The following is a 14,586-nucleotide window of genomic DNA, read 5'->3' on the forward strand; positions in this document are numbered from 1 at the left end:
GCCGTAGCGCCGCGACTCCGAGCGCTCGTCGTGGTCGATGAAGGGCGCCTTCATCCACCTGAGGTGGATGAAGGCGCCCTTCATCCACCTCGGTTGACTGTGCGGTTCGGCCCGGACTTACCGCCCCTTAGGCACACCGGGCCACCCTCAGAGCCATGATCAGAGCACTCGCGCTGGCCCTGCTGGCCGTCGTGGCGGCCGCCCCGGCCGCCCACGCCGCCAGTCCTCTCAGCCTGACCGACGGCTTCTACGTCGACCCGGACTCCAACCCCGCCGTGTGGGTGCGCGACCACGCGACCGACGGCCGTCAGCCCGCGATCAAGGCGAGCATCTCCTCCAAGCCGATGGCCCGCTGGTTCGGCAACTGGAGCGGCGACATCAAGGCGTCCGTGAGCGGCTACGTGGGCAAGACCGGCTCCAAGCTGCCGGTCCTGGTGGCCTACAACATCCCCGGCCGCGACGCGTGCGGCGGCCACTCCGGCGGTGGCGCGGGCACCCCGGAGGCCTACCGGGCGTGGATCTCGAAGTTCGCCGAGGGCATCGGCACGCGTCCGGCCGTCGTGATCGTCGAACCGGACTCGCTGGCGGACTTCAACTGCCTCGACGACGCCAAGATCGCCGAACGCACCGCGATGATCCGGTACGCCACCGAGCAGCTCAAGGCCAAGGCGCCCAACACGTGGGCCTACCTCGACGCGGGCAACGCGCAGTGGATCCCCGCGAACACCATGGCGACCCGCCTGGACAACGCCGGCGTGCGCAACGTCCGCGGCTTCTCGCTGAACGTGTCGAACTACCACACCACGACCGCCTCGACGACCTACGGCGACAACGTGAACGCGAGCTTCGCGGGCTTCACCAAGCCGTTCGTGATCGACACCAGCCGCAACGGCAACGGCCACAACGGTGAGTGGTGCAACCCCGGCGGCCGCAAGCTCGGCACCCCGGCCCGCACCGGTGGTGGCGCGGAGATGCTGCTGTGGGTCAAGGTGCCCGGCGACTCCGACGGCAAGTGCGGCAAGGCGCCGAACACCGAGGCGGGCAAGTTCGACCCGCAGCTCGCCTACGACCTCGTCTACGGCTACTGAAGCGCCCCCGTCCAAAGACACGCCTTCATCGAGCACCCGGCACGACGCGCCGGAGGGCTTGATCACGGCGCTATGGTGAGGAAGCAGGCCGCCGCCTGACGAAGGGACATTCGTGATGAGGCGGCCCCTGCTTCCCGCTCTCCTCGCAGCCGTGCTGGCCCTGTGCGGCCTGACGGCACTCGACCCCGCCCCGGCCGCGGCGCAGCAGTCGCCGCGGTCGGCGGTCTACGGCGGTGGCCCGTTCTACGCCGACGGCCAGGCGGTGATGAACACCCTGCGCGCCTCCGGGTTCACCACCGTGATCCTCTGGAGCATCCACGTCCACCCCAACGGCGACCTCTACTACAACGACGTCCTGATCGTGCAGAACGGCCGCTACGTCGGCGACGCCGGCTGGCCCGCACGGCTGCGGACGCTCAAGCAGGCACCCACGTCGGTCAACCGGATCGAGGTGTCGATCGGCGCCTGGGCGGTGCCGGACTGGGAGAACATCGCCGCACTGGTCAACTCCCAGGGCACCGGCTCGTCCAGCATCCTGCACCGCAACTTCCAGGCGCTGAAGACCGCCACCGGCGCCGACGCGATCAACAACGACGACGAGTCGTTCTACCAGGTCGCGCCGACCGCGGCGTTCGCACGCATGGCCGTCGGGCTCGGGTACGCGAAGTTCACGTTCGCCCCGTACACCAACCAGTCGTTCTGGGCGAGCCTGAAGAACAACCTCGGCAGCGCCGTGGTCGACCGCGTGTACCTGCAGGGCTACGCGGGCGGCTCGGGCAACGACCCGGCCGGCTGGAACCAGGCGCTCGGCCTGAAGGTGGACCCCGGCCTGTGGAGCAGGCACGGTTCAGGCTGCTCGGCCGGCGACTCGCCGGCCACCGTCGAGAGCAGGATGAGGTCGTGGCACAGCTCGGCCGGCATCGTCGGCGGCTTCATGTGGCTGTACGACGACATGAAGGCGTGCTCGGCGCAGGGGACCGCGGCCGCGTATGCGCGCGCGATCCGCAACGGCGTCAGCTAACCGAGGTGGATGACCGTCACCCGCTCGCCGTCGGTGACGGCGAACCTCCGGCCCGCCTCGTCGACGGCGACCCTGGCCGGGCCTGAGAAGGTCTTGTCCCACACGATGGAGGTGCCCGACCTGCCGGTGGCCAGGTCGGGCCACTCCGCGAGCAGTTCGCCGTCCTCACCTGAGTAGAGGCGCGGGAACTCGTGCACGGACAGGATGTCGCCGGCGATCGGCAGGAGGTCACCGGCCGTGCGGTCGAGCTGCCTGCGCCAGCGGAAGCCGCCGTCGGCCAGCGACAGCCGCATCAGCTCCTCGTCCTCGTCCTCGGACGAGGTGCTCACCACCAGGTCGTCGCCGGCGAAACACGCGCCGCTCACCTCGGTGGACGAGAGGTCCGTCAGGTCGAACGAGCCGCGCCAGGAGTCCAGGACCGACCGATCGGTCAACGCCTCTTGCAGGTCGTAGACCACGACGACGTCCCACGGGTGCCACACCCACCCGGCACTCAGGAGATAGCGGCCGCTCGCCGGCACCATCAGCCGCGAGTGGAAGATGTCAGCCTGTTCAGGGCTTTCACCGGTGGTCAGCAGCTGTCCGGTGAGCGCGTCCTCGACGTCGAGCCGGTTGTACCCGGACGGGCAGTGAACCAGCCCGGTACGGCCGTCTTCCATCGTGCAGAGCGTCAGCGGATACCGGTACGCCTCAGCGTGGTAGTAGCTGCGGTTGATCTCGCGCCGGACGGTGCCGTCCGGTCCGAGGACGAGAGCCTTCGTGCCCGCGGTCGCCATCAGCACGGCGACGTCGCCGAGCGGTGAGATCGTCGCGGCGTCGAACTGGGGACCGTACGGGCCGAACCTGCTCGGCGCCGTCGAGCCGTCCAAGGGGATCGGGCGCCAGCCGGCGGAGACGTCGACCAGCTCCCCGCCCGCCCAGATCAACGACTTCGCGTCGGCCACCTGGACCTGCGCGCGGTGAATCTCTCGCACACGACCAGTGTCACGGCCGTGTCACGCGAGTTTCGTGATCAGTCGAGCAGCTTGCGCAGTTCGGCGTCGAAGTCGACGTAGTCGTTCTCGTGTCCGGGAGCGACCACGTCGTAGGTGGAGTTGAGGAACTCCTGCAGCTCGGACGAGCGCACGTGGAAGACCGCGCGCGAGACGTCGGACTGCAGTTCGAGAACGGCGGTCGTGGAGTTGTGCGGACGCAGCCGCACGTCACCGGCGCCGCTGGTGGTGAGCAGGCCGTCGGCGAGCAGGTCGCGGCTGACCAGCCACACCGTCTCCTGGCGTCCCATGCGGAACGTCATGCTCACGGCGTGCGGGTCGTCGGCGCGGTAGCCGAGCTCGACCTCGACCGGCATGGGGCGCCCGGACGGGGCGATGAAGGCGAAGACGGACTCGGCGCCCACTCGTGTCACGTTCGTCATGCCCCCTTAGACGCGTGGCAACCTCCGTGGATGCCTCGCTCAGGAAAAGCGATCGGAACGTGATTTTCAACAGTCCTGGAGTATGACTTTTGACAACAGTCACGCCGGGTTGCCGCGCGGACGCAGACGGCCACCGGGAAGGGGTGGCGCGGGCAGCCGGACGCCGTCGTAGCCCTCCACTCGGCCGAACCTGTCGGTCTCCGCCTGCCATTCGTCTCGATAGGCGACGATCTCGTCGTGGGTGCGTCCTACGAAGTTCCACCACATGACGATCTCTTCGCCGAACGGCACGCCGCCGAGCAGCACAACCCTTGCGCCGTCGCGGGTTGAGAGCGTCAACGTGGTGCGGCCGGTGCCCGCGTAACCCAGTGCGCCGGGTGTGAGAGCGGTTTCCTGGAGTGTCACGTCGCCGGTGTCGAGCAGGACTCCGTGTTCGAAGTCGGGGCGGACGGAGAGCTCGACGGTTGCCCCTGCGGGCAGCACGAGCTCGGCGCCGAGCAGGGGAGTGAACGTCGTCACAGGAGAGGTCGAGCCGGCCAGCGAGCCGAGGAAGACGCGGACCTCCGCGCCGTCGACGTGGACGGTCGGCGGGACGTGGTGCTGGAAGTCGCGCGGGGCGTCTCGGTGGGCGTCGGGCAGCGCGAGCCACAGCTGCACGCCGTGCAGGACGGTGGACGACGCGGTTGACACCTCGGAGTGCGCGATGCCGCGGCCGCCTGTCATCAGGTTCAGCTCGCCCGGCCGCACGTACGCGTGCACGCCGTGGCTGTCGCGGTGCTCGATCTCTCCGGTGAACAGCCAACTGACCGTCTGCAACCCCGTGTGTGGGTGCGGGGCGACGTCCATGCGCACGTTGTCCGGGCCGTAGTGGTCGCAGAAGCACCACGCGCCGATGAACGACCGTTGCTTCTGCGGCAACGTCCGGCGCACCGACATCGCGCGCGGACCGCCGAGCGGGACGTCCCGCGGTTGCAGGACCTCCACGGTTCCCGGCGCGGACGTGCAGGTCACCTCTGCGGGCTCGGCCTCGACGTTGCTCACGCCGGTGATCGTAAGCGCGCTTCAGCTGACTCACAGCTGACTCTTGCGTTGTCTTCAGCCTGGCTGCCGAGGATGGGGACCGTGTTGGCCATGACCGCACCGGTGGTGCGAAGACAACCTTCCGGCGCCGGACTGCGGTTGGGTGCCGCGGTGGCGATGTGGGCCGGGCTGCTGCTGGTCACGTACTGGTGGGCGGCCGGTGGCGGGATCACCGGCCTGGGCGGCGCGGAGACGGCGCTGGACTCGCTCGGCCGGCTCACCGGCCTGGTGGGGGCCGACCTGCTGCTCGTCCAGGTCCTGCTGATGGCACGGCTGCCGGTGCTGGAACGGGCGTTCGGGCAGGACCGCCTGGTCGCCGTGCACCGGGTGGTCGGCTTCACGTCGTTCAACCTCGTGCTCGCCCACCTGGTGCTGATCACGTGGGGCTACGCGGCGGGCGACCTCACCGCGACGCCCGCCGAGTTCTGGGACCTCGTCACCGACTACCCGGCGATGCTGCTCGCGCTCGCCGGCACCGCGTGTCTCATCCTCACCGTCGTCACCAGTGTCAGGGCCGCACGCGCGCGACTGCGGTACGAGTCGTGGCACCTGCTGCACCTCTACGGCTACCTCGGCGTCGGGCTCGCGCTGCCGCACCAGCTGTGGACCGGCCAGGAGTTCCTCGCCTCACCCGCCGCCACCGTCTACTGGTGGAGCCTGTGGGCGGCCGCGGCGGTGGCGGTCCTGGTGTGGCGGATCGGGCTGCCGTTGTGGCGCAACGCCCGGCACCGGCTGCGGGTCGCCTCGGTGGTGCCGGAGGGCGACGGCGTCGTCTCGGTCTACCTGACCGGGCGGCACCTCGACCGGCTGCCGGTGCGGGCGGGGCAGTTCTTCGGCTGGCGGTTCCTGGGCCGGCCCGGCTGGACCCGCGGCAACCCGTACTCGCTGTCCGCCGCGCCCGACGGCCGCGGCCTGCGGATCACCGTGAAGACGCTCGGCGACGGCAGCGCCGCCGTGCGCGGGTTGCGCGCCGGCACCCCGGTGCTGTTCGAGGGCCCGTTCGGCCGCCTCACCGACCAGGCACGCACCCGGCGCGGGATCGCGTTGATCGGGGCCGGGGTGGGCGTGACGCCGCTGCGCGCACTCGCGGAAGGGCTCGACTACGCGCCCGGCGAGGCGGTGCTGCTGCACCGCTTCACCACCCGCCCGCTGTTCGCCGCCGAACTCGGAGTGCTGGCCCGGCAACGCGGCCTGCGCGTCGTCGACCTGCCCGGTCGACGCCGCTCGTCCGCCTCGTGGCTGGGCGAAGGCGTGCCGGTGGACGACGTGACCGCGCTGCGCCACCTGGTGCCCGACATCGCCGAGCGCGACGTCTACGTCTGCGGGCCGTCGCCGTGGGCGGAGTCGGTGCGCCGTGCCGCGACCGCGGCGGGCGTGCCGGCCGAACGGATCCACGTCGAGGAGTTCAGGTGGTGACCCGGTGAAGCGCATTCTCGTGTGGCTGGCGGGCACGGCGACCGCGCTGGTGCTGCTGTTCGGGTACCGCACGTCGTTGTCCGGCCCGATGACCACCGCCACCACCGCTCAGCCGACCAGGGCCCCGTCGAGCGGTTCCGGAAAGGTGACCGGGCCGGCGGTGGACACGCGCTGGGGGCCGGTGCAGGTCGAGATCACCCTGGACAGCGGGAAGATCACCGCGGTGACCGTGCCGCGGTATCCGGACGGCAACCGCAGGGACCAGCAGATCAACGACCGCGCACTGCCGATCCTGGTGCGGGAGACGCTGGACGCGCAGAGCGCCGACATCGACACCGTCAGCGGCGCCACCGTGACGAGTGAGGGATATCTCCGGTCCCTGCAGGCCGCATTGGACCAGGCGGGCAAGTGATCTTCGTAGACTGGCGCGGATGGATCTTCGCGCCAGTCTGCTCACCCGCGTGTCGAGCAGCGGATACGACCTGGACGCCGGGCAGCTGCGGGCGATCGACCGGCTGGCCGAGCTGGGGGAGCGGCGCCGGGGCGTCTACCTGCACGGCCCGGTCGGCCGGGGCAAGAGCTTCCTCGCGGACGTGTTCTTCGACGTGCTGCCGGTGCGCAGGAAACGGCGCGTGCACTTCCACTCCTTCTTCCACGAGCTGCACGCGCGCATCTCGTCACGGTTGCACGAACGCGGCGCGGTGAAGAAGGCCGTCGACGAGCTGATCGGCCGTTGTGACGTGCTGGCGTTCGACGAGTTCCACCTGCACGACGTCGGCGACGCGATGCTGATGACCCGCCTGCTGGAAACGCTGAAGGCGCGCGGCGTGATGATCGTCGCCACGTCCAACTACCCACCGGACGGCCTGCTGCCCAACCCGCTCCACCACGACCACTTCCTGCCCGGCATCGCGCTGGTCAAGGAGCTGATGGACACCGTGGAGCTCAACGGCCCCAACGACTACCGGCACCTGCGCGGCCGTCCGCGCTCCCGCTTCGAGACCGGTGCGATCGTCACCCACGCCGAACCACCGGCGGCACCGGTCACGCTCAGCGTGAACGGCCGCGATCTCACCGCGCTCGGGATCGACGACCGCATCTGGTTCGACTTCGGCGACCTGTGCGAGAAGCCGACGTCCACACCGGACTACCTCGTGCTCGCCGAGCGCCACGACGACTGGGTGATCACGGCGGTGCCGCGGCTGGAGACCTGCGATCGCGAGGCGCAGCAACGGTTCGCGAACGTGGTGGACGTGCTGGTCGACCGCGACGTCCGGCTGACCCTCGTGAGCGAGCACCCGCTGCGCGAGATCGTCGGTGGCCAGGCGCTCGACCTCGCCCGCACCGCCAGCCGCCTGGAGCTGATCAACTCGTCCGGGTGATCAGCCCGGCGCGCGGCCGGCCGATAGTGCCCTTGTCCCCCCGGCGAGGAGTGAGGCATGACGTTGCGCGTCCGCATCGGTGAGGCCGTCGAGAGCACGCGGTTCCAGTGGATGATCATCTGCGTGATCGTCGTCAACGCGATCACGCTGGGAGCCGAGACGTCGGCGTCGATGGTCGCGCGGAACGGTGATCTGCTCAGCGCCGTCGACCACCTCGCGCTCGCGATCTTCGTCGCCGAGCTGGCCGCCCGGCTGTACGCGTTCGGCCGGCGGTTCTTCCGCGACCCGTGGAACGTCTTCGACTTCGTCATCGTCGCGGTGGCCCTGCTGCCGGCGGCCGGTCCGCTGTCGGTGCTGCGGTCCATGCGGATCCTGCGGGCGCTGCGGCTCGTGGCGATGGTGCCGAGCATGCGCAGGGTGGTGACGGCGCTGGTGAAGTCCGTGCCGGGACTGATCTCGCTCACCGGGCTGCTGACGTTGCTGCTCTACGTCGGCGGGGTGATCGCGAGCAACCTGTTCGGCGACTCCGGCGACCCGCGGTTCGCCGACCTGGGCTCGACGTTGCTGACGCTGTTCCAGATCACGACCGGCGACGGGTGGTCGGACGTGATGCGCGACCTGATGGTGCACCAGCCGCTCGCGTGGATCTTCTTCCTCTGCTACCTGATGGTCGGCACGTTCACCATGCTCAACCTGTTCATCGCCGTCGTGTGCAGCGCGATGGAGCAGGACGTGCAGCCGGTGCCGGCGCCGCGCGCCGCGACGCACGACGACCTGCTGCTGCAGGAGGTTCGCGCGTTGCGGGACGAGGTGCGCGCGCTGCGCCAGGTCGCGTGAGGTCCCGACCGGCGACGCCGCCGTGCACCGATCGGGACCCCTGCAACCCCGTGGTCACGGGGTGACCGGGACGTTCGTCAGGCCCTTCTGCGCACGGGTGACCGTGTTGGAGGCGTGGACGACGTTCGGTTTGGCCGTGCACTTCGACACCGACGTGATGTAGATGGCGTACTCGCCGACGCCGCCGAGGTCGGAGGTGTTGTCGCGCCAGGTGTTGCCGCAGCCGTTGTCGAACGACGGCGTGGTGCTGGGGTTGTGCGTCTCGTAGCCGTTCTTGAACGTGCCGGGTGAGGCGAACGTGCCGGTGTTGCCCTCGATCAGGTAGCCGGTGCCCTTCACGTCGACCCACGAGTCCGCGGAGTTCGCACCGCTGATCCCGGTGCCGTTGAACGTGTTGCCGCGGATGACACCGCCCTGCGTGCCTTCCTTGACGTCGATGTGCTCGGCGGCGACGTTCGGGCCGATCCTGTTGGCGAGCACCTGGACGCGGTCGGACCGGTCGACGCCGCCGGTGTTGCCGTGGCACGTCCAGTTGGAGTTCGCGGACCCCAGGTAGACGCCCTCGCCGTAGTCCCTCGTGACGACGCCGGTGTCGGTGATCGTCGAGTTCTTCAGCACGCCGTCGGCGGAGGAGCGCCGGAAGTGCACGCCTTCCTCGTCGATCTTGCGCACGGTCACGCCGTCGATGGTGACGTGGTGGGAGTTGTCGAGGACGATGCCCTTCTTGGACTCCGCGACGGTGATCCCCTTGATGTTCCAGTACGGCGCGTTGTACAGCCACAGGCCGTAGCCGGGGTCCCAGCCCGCGGTCGGCACCGGGCAGGTCGGTGGTTCGCCGGACGGCCCGTCGTTGATCAGCACCGCGGTCGACGGCCCGGTCAGCGTGATCGGGCTGCTGGAGGTGCCGGCCTTCTGCGTGATGAACGAACCGCGGTAGGTGCCGGACGCGAGCTGGATGGTGTCACCTGGCCTCGCGTTGGCCAGCGCGGTCCTCAGCTGGTCCGAAGTGGACACCGGCACCTCCGTGCCGAGTCCGGCCGGGATGTTCTTGAGGAACAACGACTTCGCCGAGTCGGTCCTGGTGGCGTCCACGCCGTGGCCGCCGGTGTAGTCGCGTTGCTCGTTCCCCGCCCAGTCCGCGATGGGCGTGCCGCCGACGTCGAGGTGCCGGTAGGCGGTGCCGTTCCAGCCGAACTGGTAGATCCGCTGCCGGTCGTCGTAGTACGGCTGGTACGGGCCGTCTGTGGCGAGCTGCTTCGTCATGTCGTTGTGGAAGAAGACGTTGCGCGGCCCGGAGGCACCCGACCACTTGATCGCCTTCTGGCCCGCCGCCCACCAGATCGGGAACCAGTTCGAGTCGTCGGGCCCGCCCCCGCCCTCCTCACCGCAGTTCGCGCGGCAGTTGCCGGAGCGGTGCGCGTAGGAGACGTGCACCGTGTTGTTCTCGAAGAGGTTGTTGCGCTCCCAGCCGCCGTGCAGGTTCAGGTCGGAGTCGAAGTCGTTGCCCACCACGACGTTGCCCGACGCGGACCACTGGAAGGTGAAGTGCCGCAGGTTGCGCGAGGTGTTGCCGGCGTACAGCGAGTCCCACACGCGTGAGCCGCGGAAATAGCCGTTGCCGCCCTTGCCCTTGTTCCACGAACCGTCGAGGTAGTTGTCGACGATCTGCAGGTTCTTGGCCTCCTCGGTGACGATCGGGTGCGACCCGGTCATCTCCGCGCGGATGCCCCGCACCCAGGAGTTGGCCGCCCACTTGAAGACGATGCCGTGCATCTCCGCGTCGGGCGCCATGTTGCCGTAGTTGTCGACGGCCTCGGCGGGGTCGAGGTTCGGCATCGCCTGCGTGAAGCCGAAGTTCTCGAAGCCCACGCCGACGACCGGGTCCACCAGCGGCGACACCTTGGAGTCGTAGGTCGCCCCGTCCATCGCCGGTGAACCGTCCGAGGTGGAGTTGACGGGGACGTCGAACTCCAGCGGTTTGTCGAGCGTGACCGTCGTGCCCGAGACCGCGGCGACGGTGAAGATCTGCTGCCGCATGTGCATGTTCAGCAACGGCCACTCGGTGCCCGTGGCGAACTGCTGCTCGTAGAACTTGACCGAGTTCGCGGCGCGGACGTTGACGAACGTCCCCGGCTTGATGTTGGTCGTGGACTGCACCTGGATGGTCCGGTCACCGGCTTTCGCGGCCGTCTTGACCTTCGCGCCCGCCTTCCAGTGCACGTTGACCGTGCCCTCGAAGATGTCCTTGCGGTTGGCGGGAGCGGACGCGTAGTCGCTCGCGTAGCTGGAGTGCACGCCGCGCGACTGGACCCGGAACAGGCCGCGGCCGGGCCACAGCCAGCCGCCCTTGCCCTGCCCGTAGGTCATGCCGTCCTCGTCCCAGTCGGAACCGTCCGGGGTGAGGGCGTCGTAGCGGGTGTCGGCGTCGGGCGTGTAGACGATCTTCGTCGCGGTCGCGCCGGCACCCCTGATGATCAGGTAGTCGGCGTCGACGTGCAGCTCCCCGGACACCTTCAGCTCACCGGCCGGCAGCGTGATGAGGCTCAGCCTGGAATAGCCCGCGGTCGGCGAGCACCGGGTGCGGATGGCGTCGATGGCGGCCTGCAGCCCGGCCGTGTCGTCGGCCGAGTCATTCGGGTGGACGTTGAACCGGGAGGCGAGTTCGGCAGCGGTGATCTGACAGGTCGCGTCCGGGTTGACGTCATTGTTTCCCGGCAGCACGCCATTGCCCCGATAACCCGCCTTCGACCAGTCGTAGAGGCCGGAAATGGGGGAACGTCGATTGCCTGACGAGACGTCCAGGCCGGTCAATGCGGGTGCGGTCGTCGCCGTGGTGACGGGTGCGGCGAGTGAACCGATTAAGAGCAGGCTCAGCAGGGGTAGGCAGGTTGGCGTCATCGAAAACCCTCTTCGGCAGGGCGGGGTCTTTTCTTTGTAATCGATGGCCGCACCGGTGTCAAATATTCACATTCCTGAAATAGGTGATCCTGAAATGCTTTTCAATGACACTTCTCCGGAGGCCGGCATCCCGGGGCATCTGTCCGGCCGACGTGGAATCTTGTCCTCCTCGTCATCCGGACGGACGTACGAAATCCACGGAAGTGGGGATGTCGCAGGGGTTGCGCGCGTGAAGATGCCCACCGCGGTGCGTCGTCCGACGACCCATTCGTGGCCGAACCAATCCCTGAACGGCGGATCGCCGAGTAGGCCGAAAGCTGCAAATGTCAGTTGCTGTTCGGCAGCGAGCGTTCCAACGAACAGGAGCACCACTGGTCATGGCGAGCCCCACTGTGAAGCCGGTTCTGCGCACCGACTACCAGCGTTCCGTCGCGGACTACTGGAACAGGGAGAAGGACCCGGTCAACATCAAGCTCGGCGAGGTCGACGGCCTGTACCACCACCACTACGGGCTGGGGGCGTACGACCCGGCGGTGCTGGAGGCTCCCGCCGAGGTCCGCGACGAGGCCATCATCGCCGAGATGCACAGGCTGGAGACCGCGCAGGCCGAGGTGCTGCTCGACCAGTTCGGCGACATCCCGCTCGGCGGCAGGCTGATGGACGGCGGCTCCGGCCGCGGTGGCACGAGCTTCATGGCCAACGCCCGGTTCGGCTGCCAGGTCGACGGCGTCAGCATCTCCGAGCAGCAGGTGGCGTTCGCGAACGACCAGGCCGTCGAACGCGGTGTCTCCGACCAGGTGCGGTTCCACTTCAAGAACATGCTCGACACCGGCTTCGAGACCGGTGCGTTCAACGGCATCTGGACCAACGAGACCACGATGTACGTGGACCTGCAGCAGCTGTACGGCGAGTTCGCGCGGCTGATCGCGCCCGGTGGCCGGTACGTCTGCATCACCGGCTGCTACAACGACCTGACCGGCGGGCGTTCGCGGGCGGTCAGCCAGATCGACCAGCACTACATCTGCAACGTCCACGCCCGCAGCGAGTACTTCAAGGCGTTGGCGGACAACGGTTTCGTGCCGATCAGCGTGGTCGACCTGACGTCCGAGACCATTCCGTACTGGGAGCTGCGGGCGAAGTCGTCGGTCGCGACCGGCATCGAGGACCCGTTCCTCACCGCCTACGGGGAAGGCAGCTTCCACTACCTGCTGATCGCGGCGGACCGGGTGTGATGAGGGATCTGCTGAACGGGCCGTCCGGGCTGGGCACCTCCGCTGCCCGGCTCGGGCGGCCCGAGGCCGTCGGGCTGCCGCCGGAACCCGGTTACGCGGAACGCCCGTGGGGTGACGGCACGGCGCCGCCGCTGTACGTGCCGGTCCTCGAACGCGAGGACGCCCTGCTGGCCGCGGCCGTGGACGCGCGGCTCGTCGCGTGGGCGCAGGACTGCGGTTTCGAGGCGCCGGAACGATTCCTGGGCGGCCAGTTCGGACGGCTCGCGGTGCTGACCCACGTGGACACCGACGACGTCGAGCAGCTGCTGATCGCGGCACGGCTCAACGCGGCCTGGTGGGCGGCGGACGACCTGTACGCCGACAGCACCGAGCTGGGCGCGGTGCCCGCCGAGCTGCCCCCGCGGCTGGCGCTCGCGATGGCCGCGATGGACCCGGTCGCACCGGCGGCCGAGTTCACCGAGGAACTGGAGGAGGTGCTGGCGGCCGACCCGGTGCTCGTGGGCCTGCGGTCCGGTATCGCGCACCTTTCGGCGCGCAGCACACCCACTGTGGTGCAACGGGTCTGCTACTCGACGTTCGCGATGTTCGTGTCGTGGAGCGCCTACGCGGCGTGGCGGCACACCGGCAACTATCCGCCGGCGTGGCAGTACCTCGCGACACGGCAGCACGACACCTTCTACACGTCGATGACTCTGATCGACGCGGTCGGCGGCTACGAGCTGCCCGCGCCGCTGTACTACGACCCGCGCGTGCGGCAGCTGCTCACCGCCGCGGGCACTGCGTCGGTGATCGTGAACGACCTGGTGTCTGTGGAGAAGGACGCCGCCGACGAGAAACCGGTCTGCAACATGGTGCTGCAGATCGCGGCCGACCGGCAGTGCCCGATCGCCGAGGCCGTGGAGAGGACGGTGGAGCTGCACAACCAGCTGGTGCGCGACTTCGAGGCCGGGTGCAGGGAGCTGCTGGCCGTGCCGTCGGTGGAGCTGCACCGGTTCCTGAAGGGCACCAAGGTCTGGATGGGCGGCGGCTTCGAATGGCACACCACGCACCCGCGCTACCAGTAGGCCACGTGCGGTTGGCGTGGCCGGGTGCGGGTATGCGCGAGGCATGCGACTTGGTGTGCTGGACATCGGATCGAACTCCGCGCAGCTGCAGATCGTCGACGTGCGGCCGGGTGCGCCGCCGTTGCCCGCCCACGCGGTGAAGGAACCGACCCTGCTCGGGGAGGAGATCCTGCCGGACGGGTCGCTCAGCGACGACGGCGTCGAGCGGGTGGTCAGAGCCGTGGCGGACGCGGTCACCGCCGCGACCCGGCACGGCGTGGACCAGCTGTACCCGTTCGCGACCTCCGCCGTGCGCGATGCCACGAACCGCGACGACGTCGTCGGCCGCATCCAGCAGGCCGTCGGCATCCGGCCGCAGTTCCTCGACGGTGAGCAGGAGGCGAGGCTGACGTACCTGGCGGCGCACCGCTGGTACGGCTGGTCCGCCGGCCGGTTGCTGCTGCTCGACATCGGCGGCGGCTCGATGGAGATCGCGCTCGGCCGGGACGCCGACCCGGACCTGGCCCTGTCCCTTCCGTTGGGCGCGGGGCGGTTGACGCGGGCGATGCTGCCGCACGACCCGCCGAAGCGTTCGGAGGTCAAGGAGCTGCGCGGGTACGTGCGCGAGACGCTGAGCGAGGTGGTCGACCGGTTGCGGTGGGAAAGCGTGCCGCGCAACGTGGTCGCGACCTCGAAGACGTTCAAGCAGCTCGCCCGGCTGGCCGGTGCGCCGCCGCAGCGCGAGGGTCCTTTCGTGCGGCGGACGTTGACGTTGAAGGACGTCCACGACTGGATCCCGCGCCTGGCCCGGATGTCGGCGGCGCAACGGGCCCGGCTGCGGGGCGTGTCGCAGCCGCGGGCGCGGCAGATCCTGGCCGGAGCGGTCGTCGCGCACGCCACCATGACCGCGCTCGGGGTCGACCGGTTGCGGGTGTGCCCGTGGGCGTTGCGCGAGGGGATCATGTTGCGGCACTTGGAAGCTCACGCTCACGGGAGTGTCGATCTGCCGCTGCAGCCGCTCGTGCGGCTGGACGGATCGGTGACCTCGCTGCGCCACTGAGGAAGCCCAGTCCGAGCCTTCGCGTTGTCGATGAAGGGCGCCTTCATCCACCTGAGGTCGATGAAGGGGCCCGAAAAAGACCCCGAAGACGGGTGCACCGAAAGTGTGTGCACAT

The 14,586-nt window shown here is 69.3% G+C and carries 13 protein-coding genes; 9 read left to right on the forward strand and 4 right to left on the reverse strand.

Annotation, left to right across the window (positions count from 1 at the left end; all coding sequences use genetic code 11):
• Positions 1–155 precede the first annotated feature (155 nt).
• Positions 156–1,088 carry a glycoside hydrolase family 6 protein gene (locus ABZV40_RS32390; RefSeq protein WP_355450079.1) on the forward strand — a complete coding sequence of 311 codons (933 nt, stop codon included), beginning with the start codon at positions 156–158 and terminating at the stop codon, positions 1,086–1,088.
• A 115-nt stretch (positions 1,089–1,203) separates the two neighbouring features.
• A complete protein-coding gene (locus ABZV40_RS32395) occupies positions 1,204–2,109 on the forward strand; it encodes a lysyl endopeptidase (RefSeq protein WP_355450082.1) in 906 nt (301 codons plus the stop codon).
• Here ABZV40_RS32395 and ABZV40_RS32400 read toward each other — a convergent pair.
• The 3 genes from ABZV40_RS32400 to ABZV40_RS32410 all read right to left on the reverse strand — a co-directional run bounded on the left by ABZV40_RS32400 (position 2,106) and on the right by ABZV40_RS32410 (position 4,564).
• Positions 2,106–3,083 carry a hypothetical protein gene (locus ABZV40_RS32400; RefSeq protein ID WP_355450085.1) on the reverse strand — a complete coding sequence of 326 codons (978 nt, stop codon included), beginning with the start codon at positions 3,081–3,083 and terminating at the stop codon, positions 2,106–2,108. The two genes, ABZV40_RS32395 and ABZV40_RS32400, sit on opposite strands and share 4 nt — an antisense overlap.
• 38 nt (positions 3,084–3,121) lie before the next feature.
• Entirely contained in the window at positions 3,122–3,523 is a 402-nt protein-coding gene (locus ABZV40_RS32405; RefSeq protein ID WP_355450088.1) for an SsgA family sporulation/cell division regulator, read from the reverse strand.
• Between the two features lie 99 nt (positions 3,524–3,622).
• Positions 3,623–4,564, reverse strand: coding sequence for a pirin family protein (locus ABZV40_RS32410; protein WP_355450091.1), 942 nt, complete (start codon positions 4,562–4,564; stop codon positions 3,623–3,625).
• Between the two features lie 90 nt (positions 4,565–4,654).
• Between ABZV40_RS32410 and ABZV40_RS32415 the strand changes: the two genes are divergently transcribed.
• The 4 genes from ABZV40_RS32415 to ABZV40_RS32430 are packed head-to-tail and all read left to right on the forward strand — an operon-like array spanning position 4,655 to position 8,238.
• Entirely contained in the window at positions 4,655–6,019 is a 1,365-nt protein-coding gene (locus ABZV40_RS32415) for a ferredoxin reductase family protein (RefSeq protein ID WP_355450094.1), read from the forward strand.
• A gap of 4 nt (positions 6,020–6,023) precedes the next feature.
• Positions 6,024–6,431 carry an FMN-binding protein gene (locus tag ABZV40_RS32420; protein WP_355450097.1) on the forward strand — a complete coding sequence of 136 codons (408 nt, stop codon included), beginning with the start codon at positions 6,024–6,026 and terminating at the stop codon, positions 6,429–6,431.
• Positions 6,432–6,450: 19 nt separating this feature from the next.
• Positions 6,451–7,401 carry a cell division protein ZapE gene (gene zapE / locus ABZV40_RS32425; protein WP_355450100.1) on the forward strand — a complete coding sequence of 317 codons (951 nt, stop codon included), beginning with the start codon at positions 6,451–6,453 and terminating at the stop codon, positions 7,399–7,401.
• 57 nt (positions 7,402–7,458) lie between these two features.
• Entirely contained in the window at positions 7,459–8,238 is a 780-nt protein-coding gene (locus ABZV40_RS32430) for an ion transporter (protein WP_355450103.1), read from the forward strand.
• A gap of 54 nt (positions 8,239–8,292) precedes the next feature.
• On the opposite strand, the gene ABZV40_RS32435 is transcribed toward ABZV40_RS32430, so the two are convergent.
• Complete coding sequence (locus ABZV40_RS32435) at positions 8,293–11,136, reverse strand: right-handed parallel beta-helix repeat-containing protein (protein WP_355450106.1); 2,844 nt, start codon at positions 11,134–11,136, stop codon at positions 8,293–8,295.
• Between the two features lie 377 nt (positions 11,137–11,513).
• On the opposite strand from ABZV40_RS32435, the gene ABZV40_RS32440 reads away from it, so the two are divergent.
• From ABZV40_RS32440 to ABZV40_RS32450, 3 genes are read left to right on the forward strand one after another with little or no spacing between them, the layout of a single operon-like run.
• Positions 11,514–12,368 (forward strand): geranyl diphosphate 2-C-methyltransferase, encoded by an 855-nt coding sequence (locus ABZV40_RS32440; protein WP_355450109.1) that lies wholly within the window; start codon positions 11,514–11,516, stop codon positions 12,366–12,368.
• Positions 12,368–13,432, forward strand: coding sequence for a family 2 encapsulin nanocompartment cargo protein terpene cyclase (locus tag ABZV40_RS32445; RefSeq protein ID WP_355450112.1), 1,065 nt, complete (start codon positions 12,368–12,370; stop codon positions 13,430–13,432). The genes ABZV40_RS32440 and ABZV40_RS32445 overlap by 1 nt, the downstream gene beginning before the upstream one ends.
• Before the next feature lie 43 nt (positions 13,433–13,475).
• The gene (locus ABZV40_RS32450; RefSeq protein ID WP_355450115.1) at positions 13,476–14,471 is read left to right on the forward strand and encodes a hypothetical protein; all 996 of its coding nucleotides are present in this window, start codon (positions 13,476–13,478) and stop codon (positions 14,469–14,471) included.
• Positions 14,472–14,586: the final 115 nt, after the last annotated feature.

Source organism: Lentzea sp. NPDC004782, from assembly GCF_040609115.1.
Lineage (GTDB): Bacteria > Actinomycetota > Actinomycetes > Mycobacteriales > Pseudonocardiaceae > Lentzea.

Coding starts and splice junctions, on each gene's coding strand:
- ABZV40_RS32405 (WP_355450088.1), bottom strand. CDS start 3,523: ATGACGAACGTGACACGAGTGGGCGCCGAGTCCGTCTTCGCCTTCATC.
- ABZV40_RS32445 (WP_355450112.1), top strand. CDS start 12,368: ATGAGGGATCTGCTGAACGGGCCGTCCGGGCTGGGCACCTCCGCTGCC.
- ABZV40_RS32440 (WP_355450109.1), top strand. CDS start 11,514: ATGGCGAGCCCCACTGTGAAGCCGGTTCTGCGCACCGACTACCAGCGT.
- ABZV40_RS32450 (WP_355450115.1), top strand. CDS start 13,476: ATGCGACTTGGTGTGCTGGACATCGGATCGAACTCCGCGCAGCTGCAG.
- zapE (WP_355450100.1), top strand. CDS start 6,451: ATGGATCTTCGCGCCAGTCTGCTCACCCGCGTGTCGAGCAGCGGATAC.
- ABZV40_RS32390 (WP_355450079.1), top strand. CDS start 156: ATGATCAGAGCACTCGCGCTGGCCCTGCTGGCCGTCGTGGCGGCCGCC.
- ABZV40_RS32435 (WP_355450106.1), bottom strand. CDS start 11,136: ATGACGCCAACCTGCCTACCCCTGCTGAGCCTGCTCTTAATCGGTTCA.
- ABZV40_RS32395 (WP_355450082.1), top strand. CDS start 1,204: ATGAGGCGGCCCCTGCTTCCCGCTCTCCTCGCAGCCGTGCTGGCCCTG.
- ABZV40_RS32430 (WP_355450103.1), top strand. CDS start 7,459: ATGACGTTGCGCGTCCGCATCGGTGAGGCCGTCGAGAGCACGCGGTTC.
- ABZV40_RS32415 (WP_355450094.1), top strand. CDS start 4,655: ATGACCGCACCGGTGGTGCGAAGACAACCTTCCGGCGCCGGACTGCGG.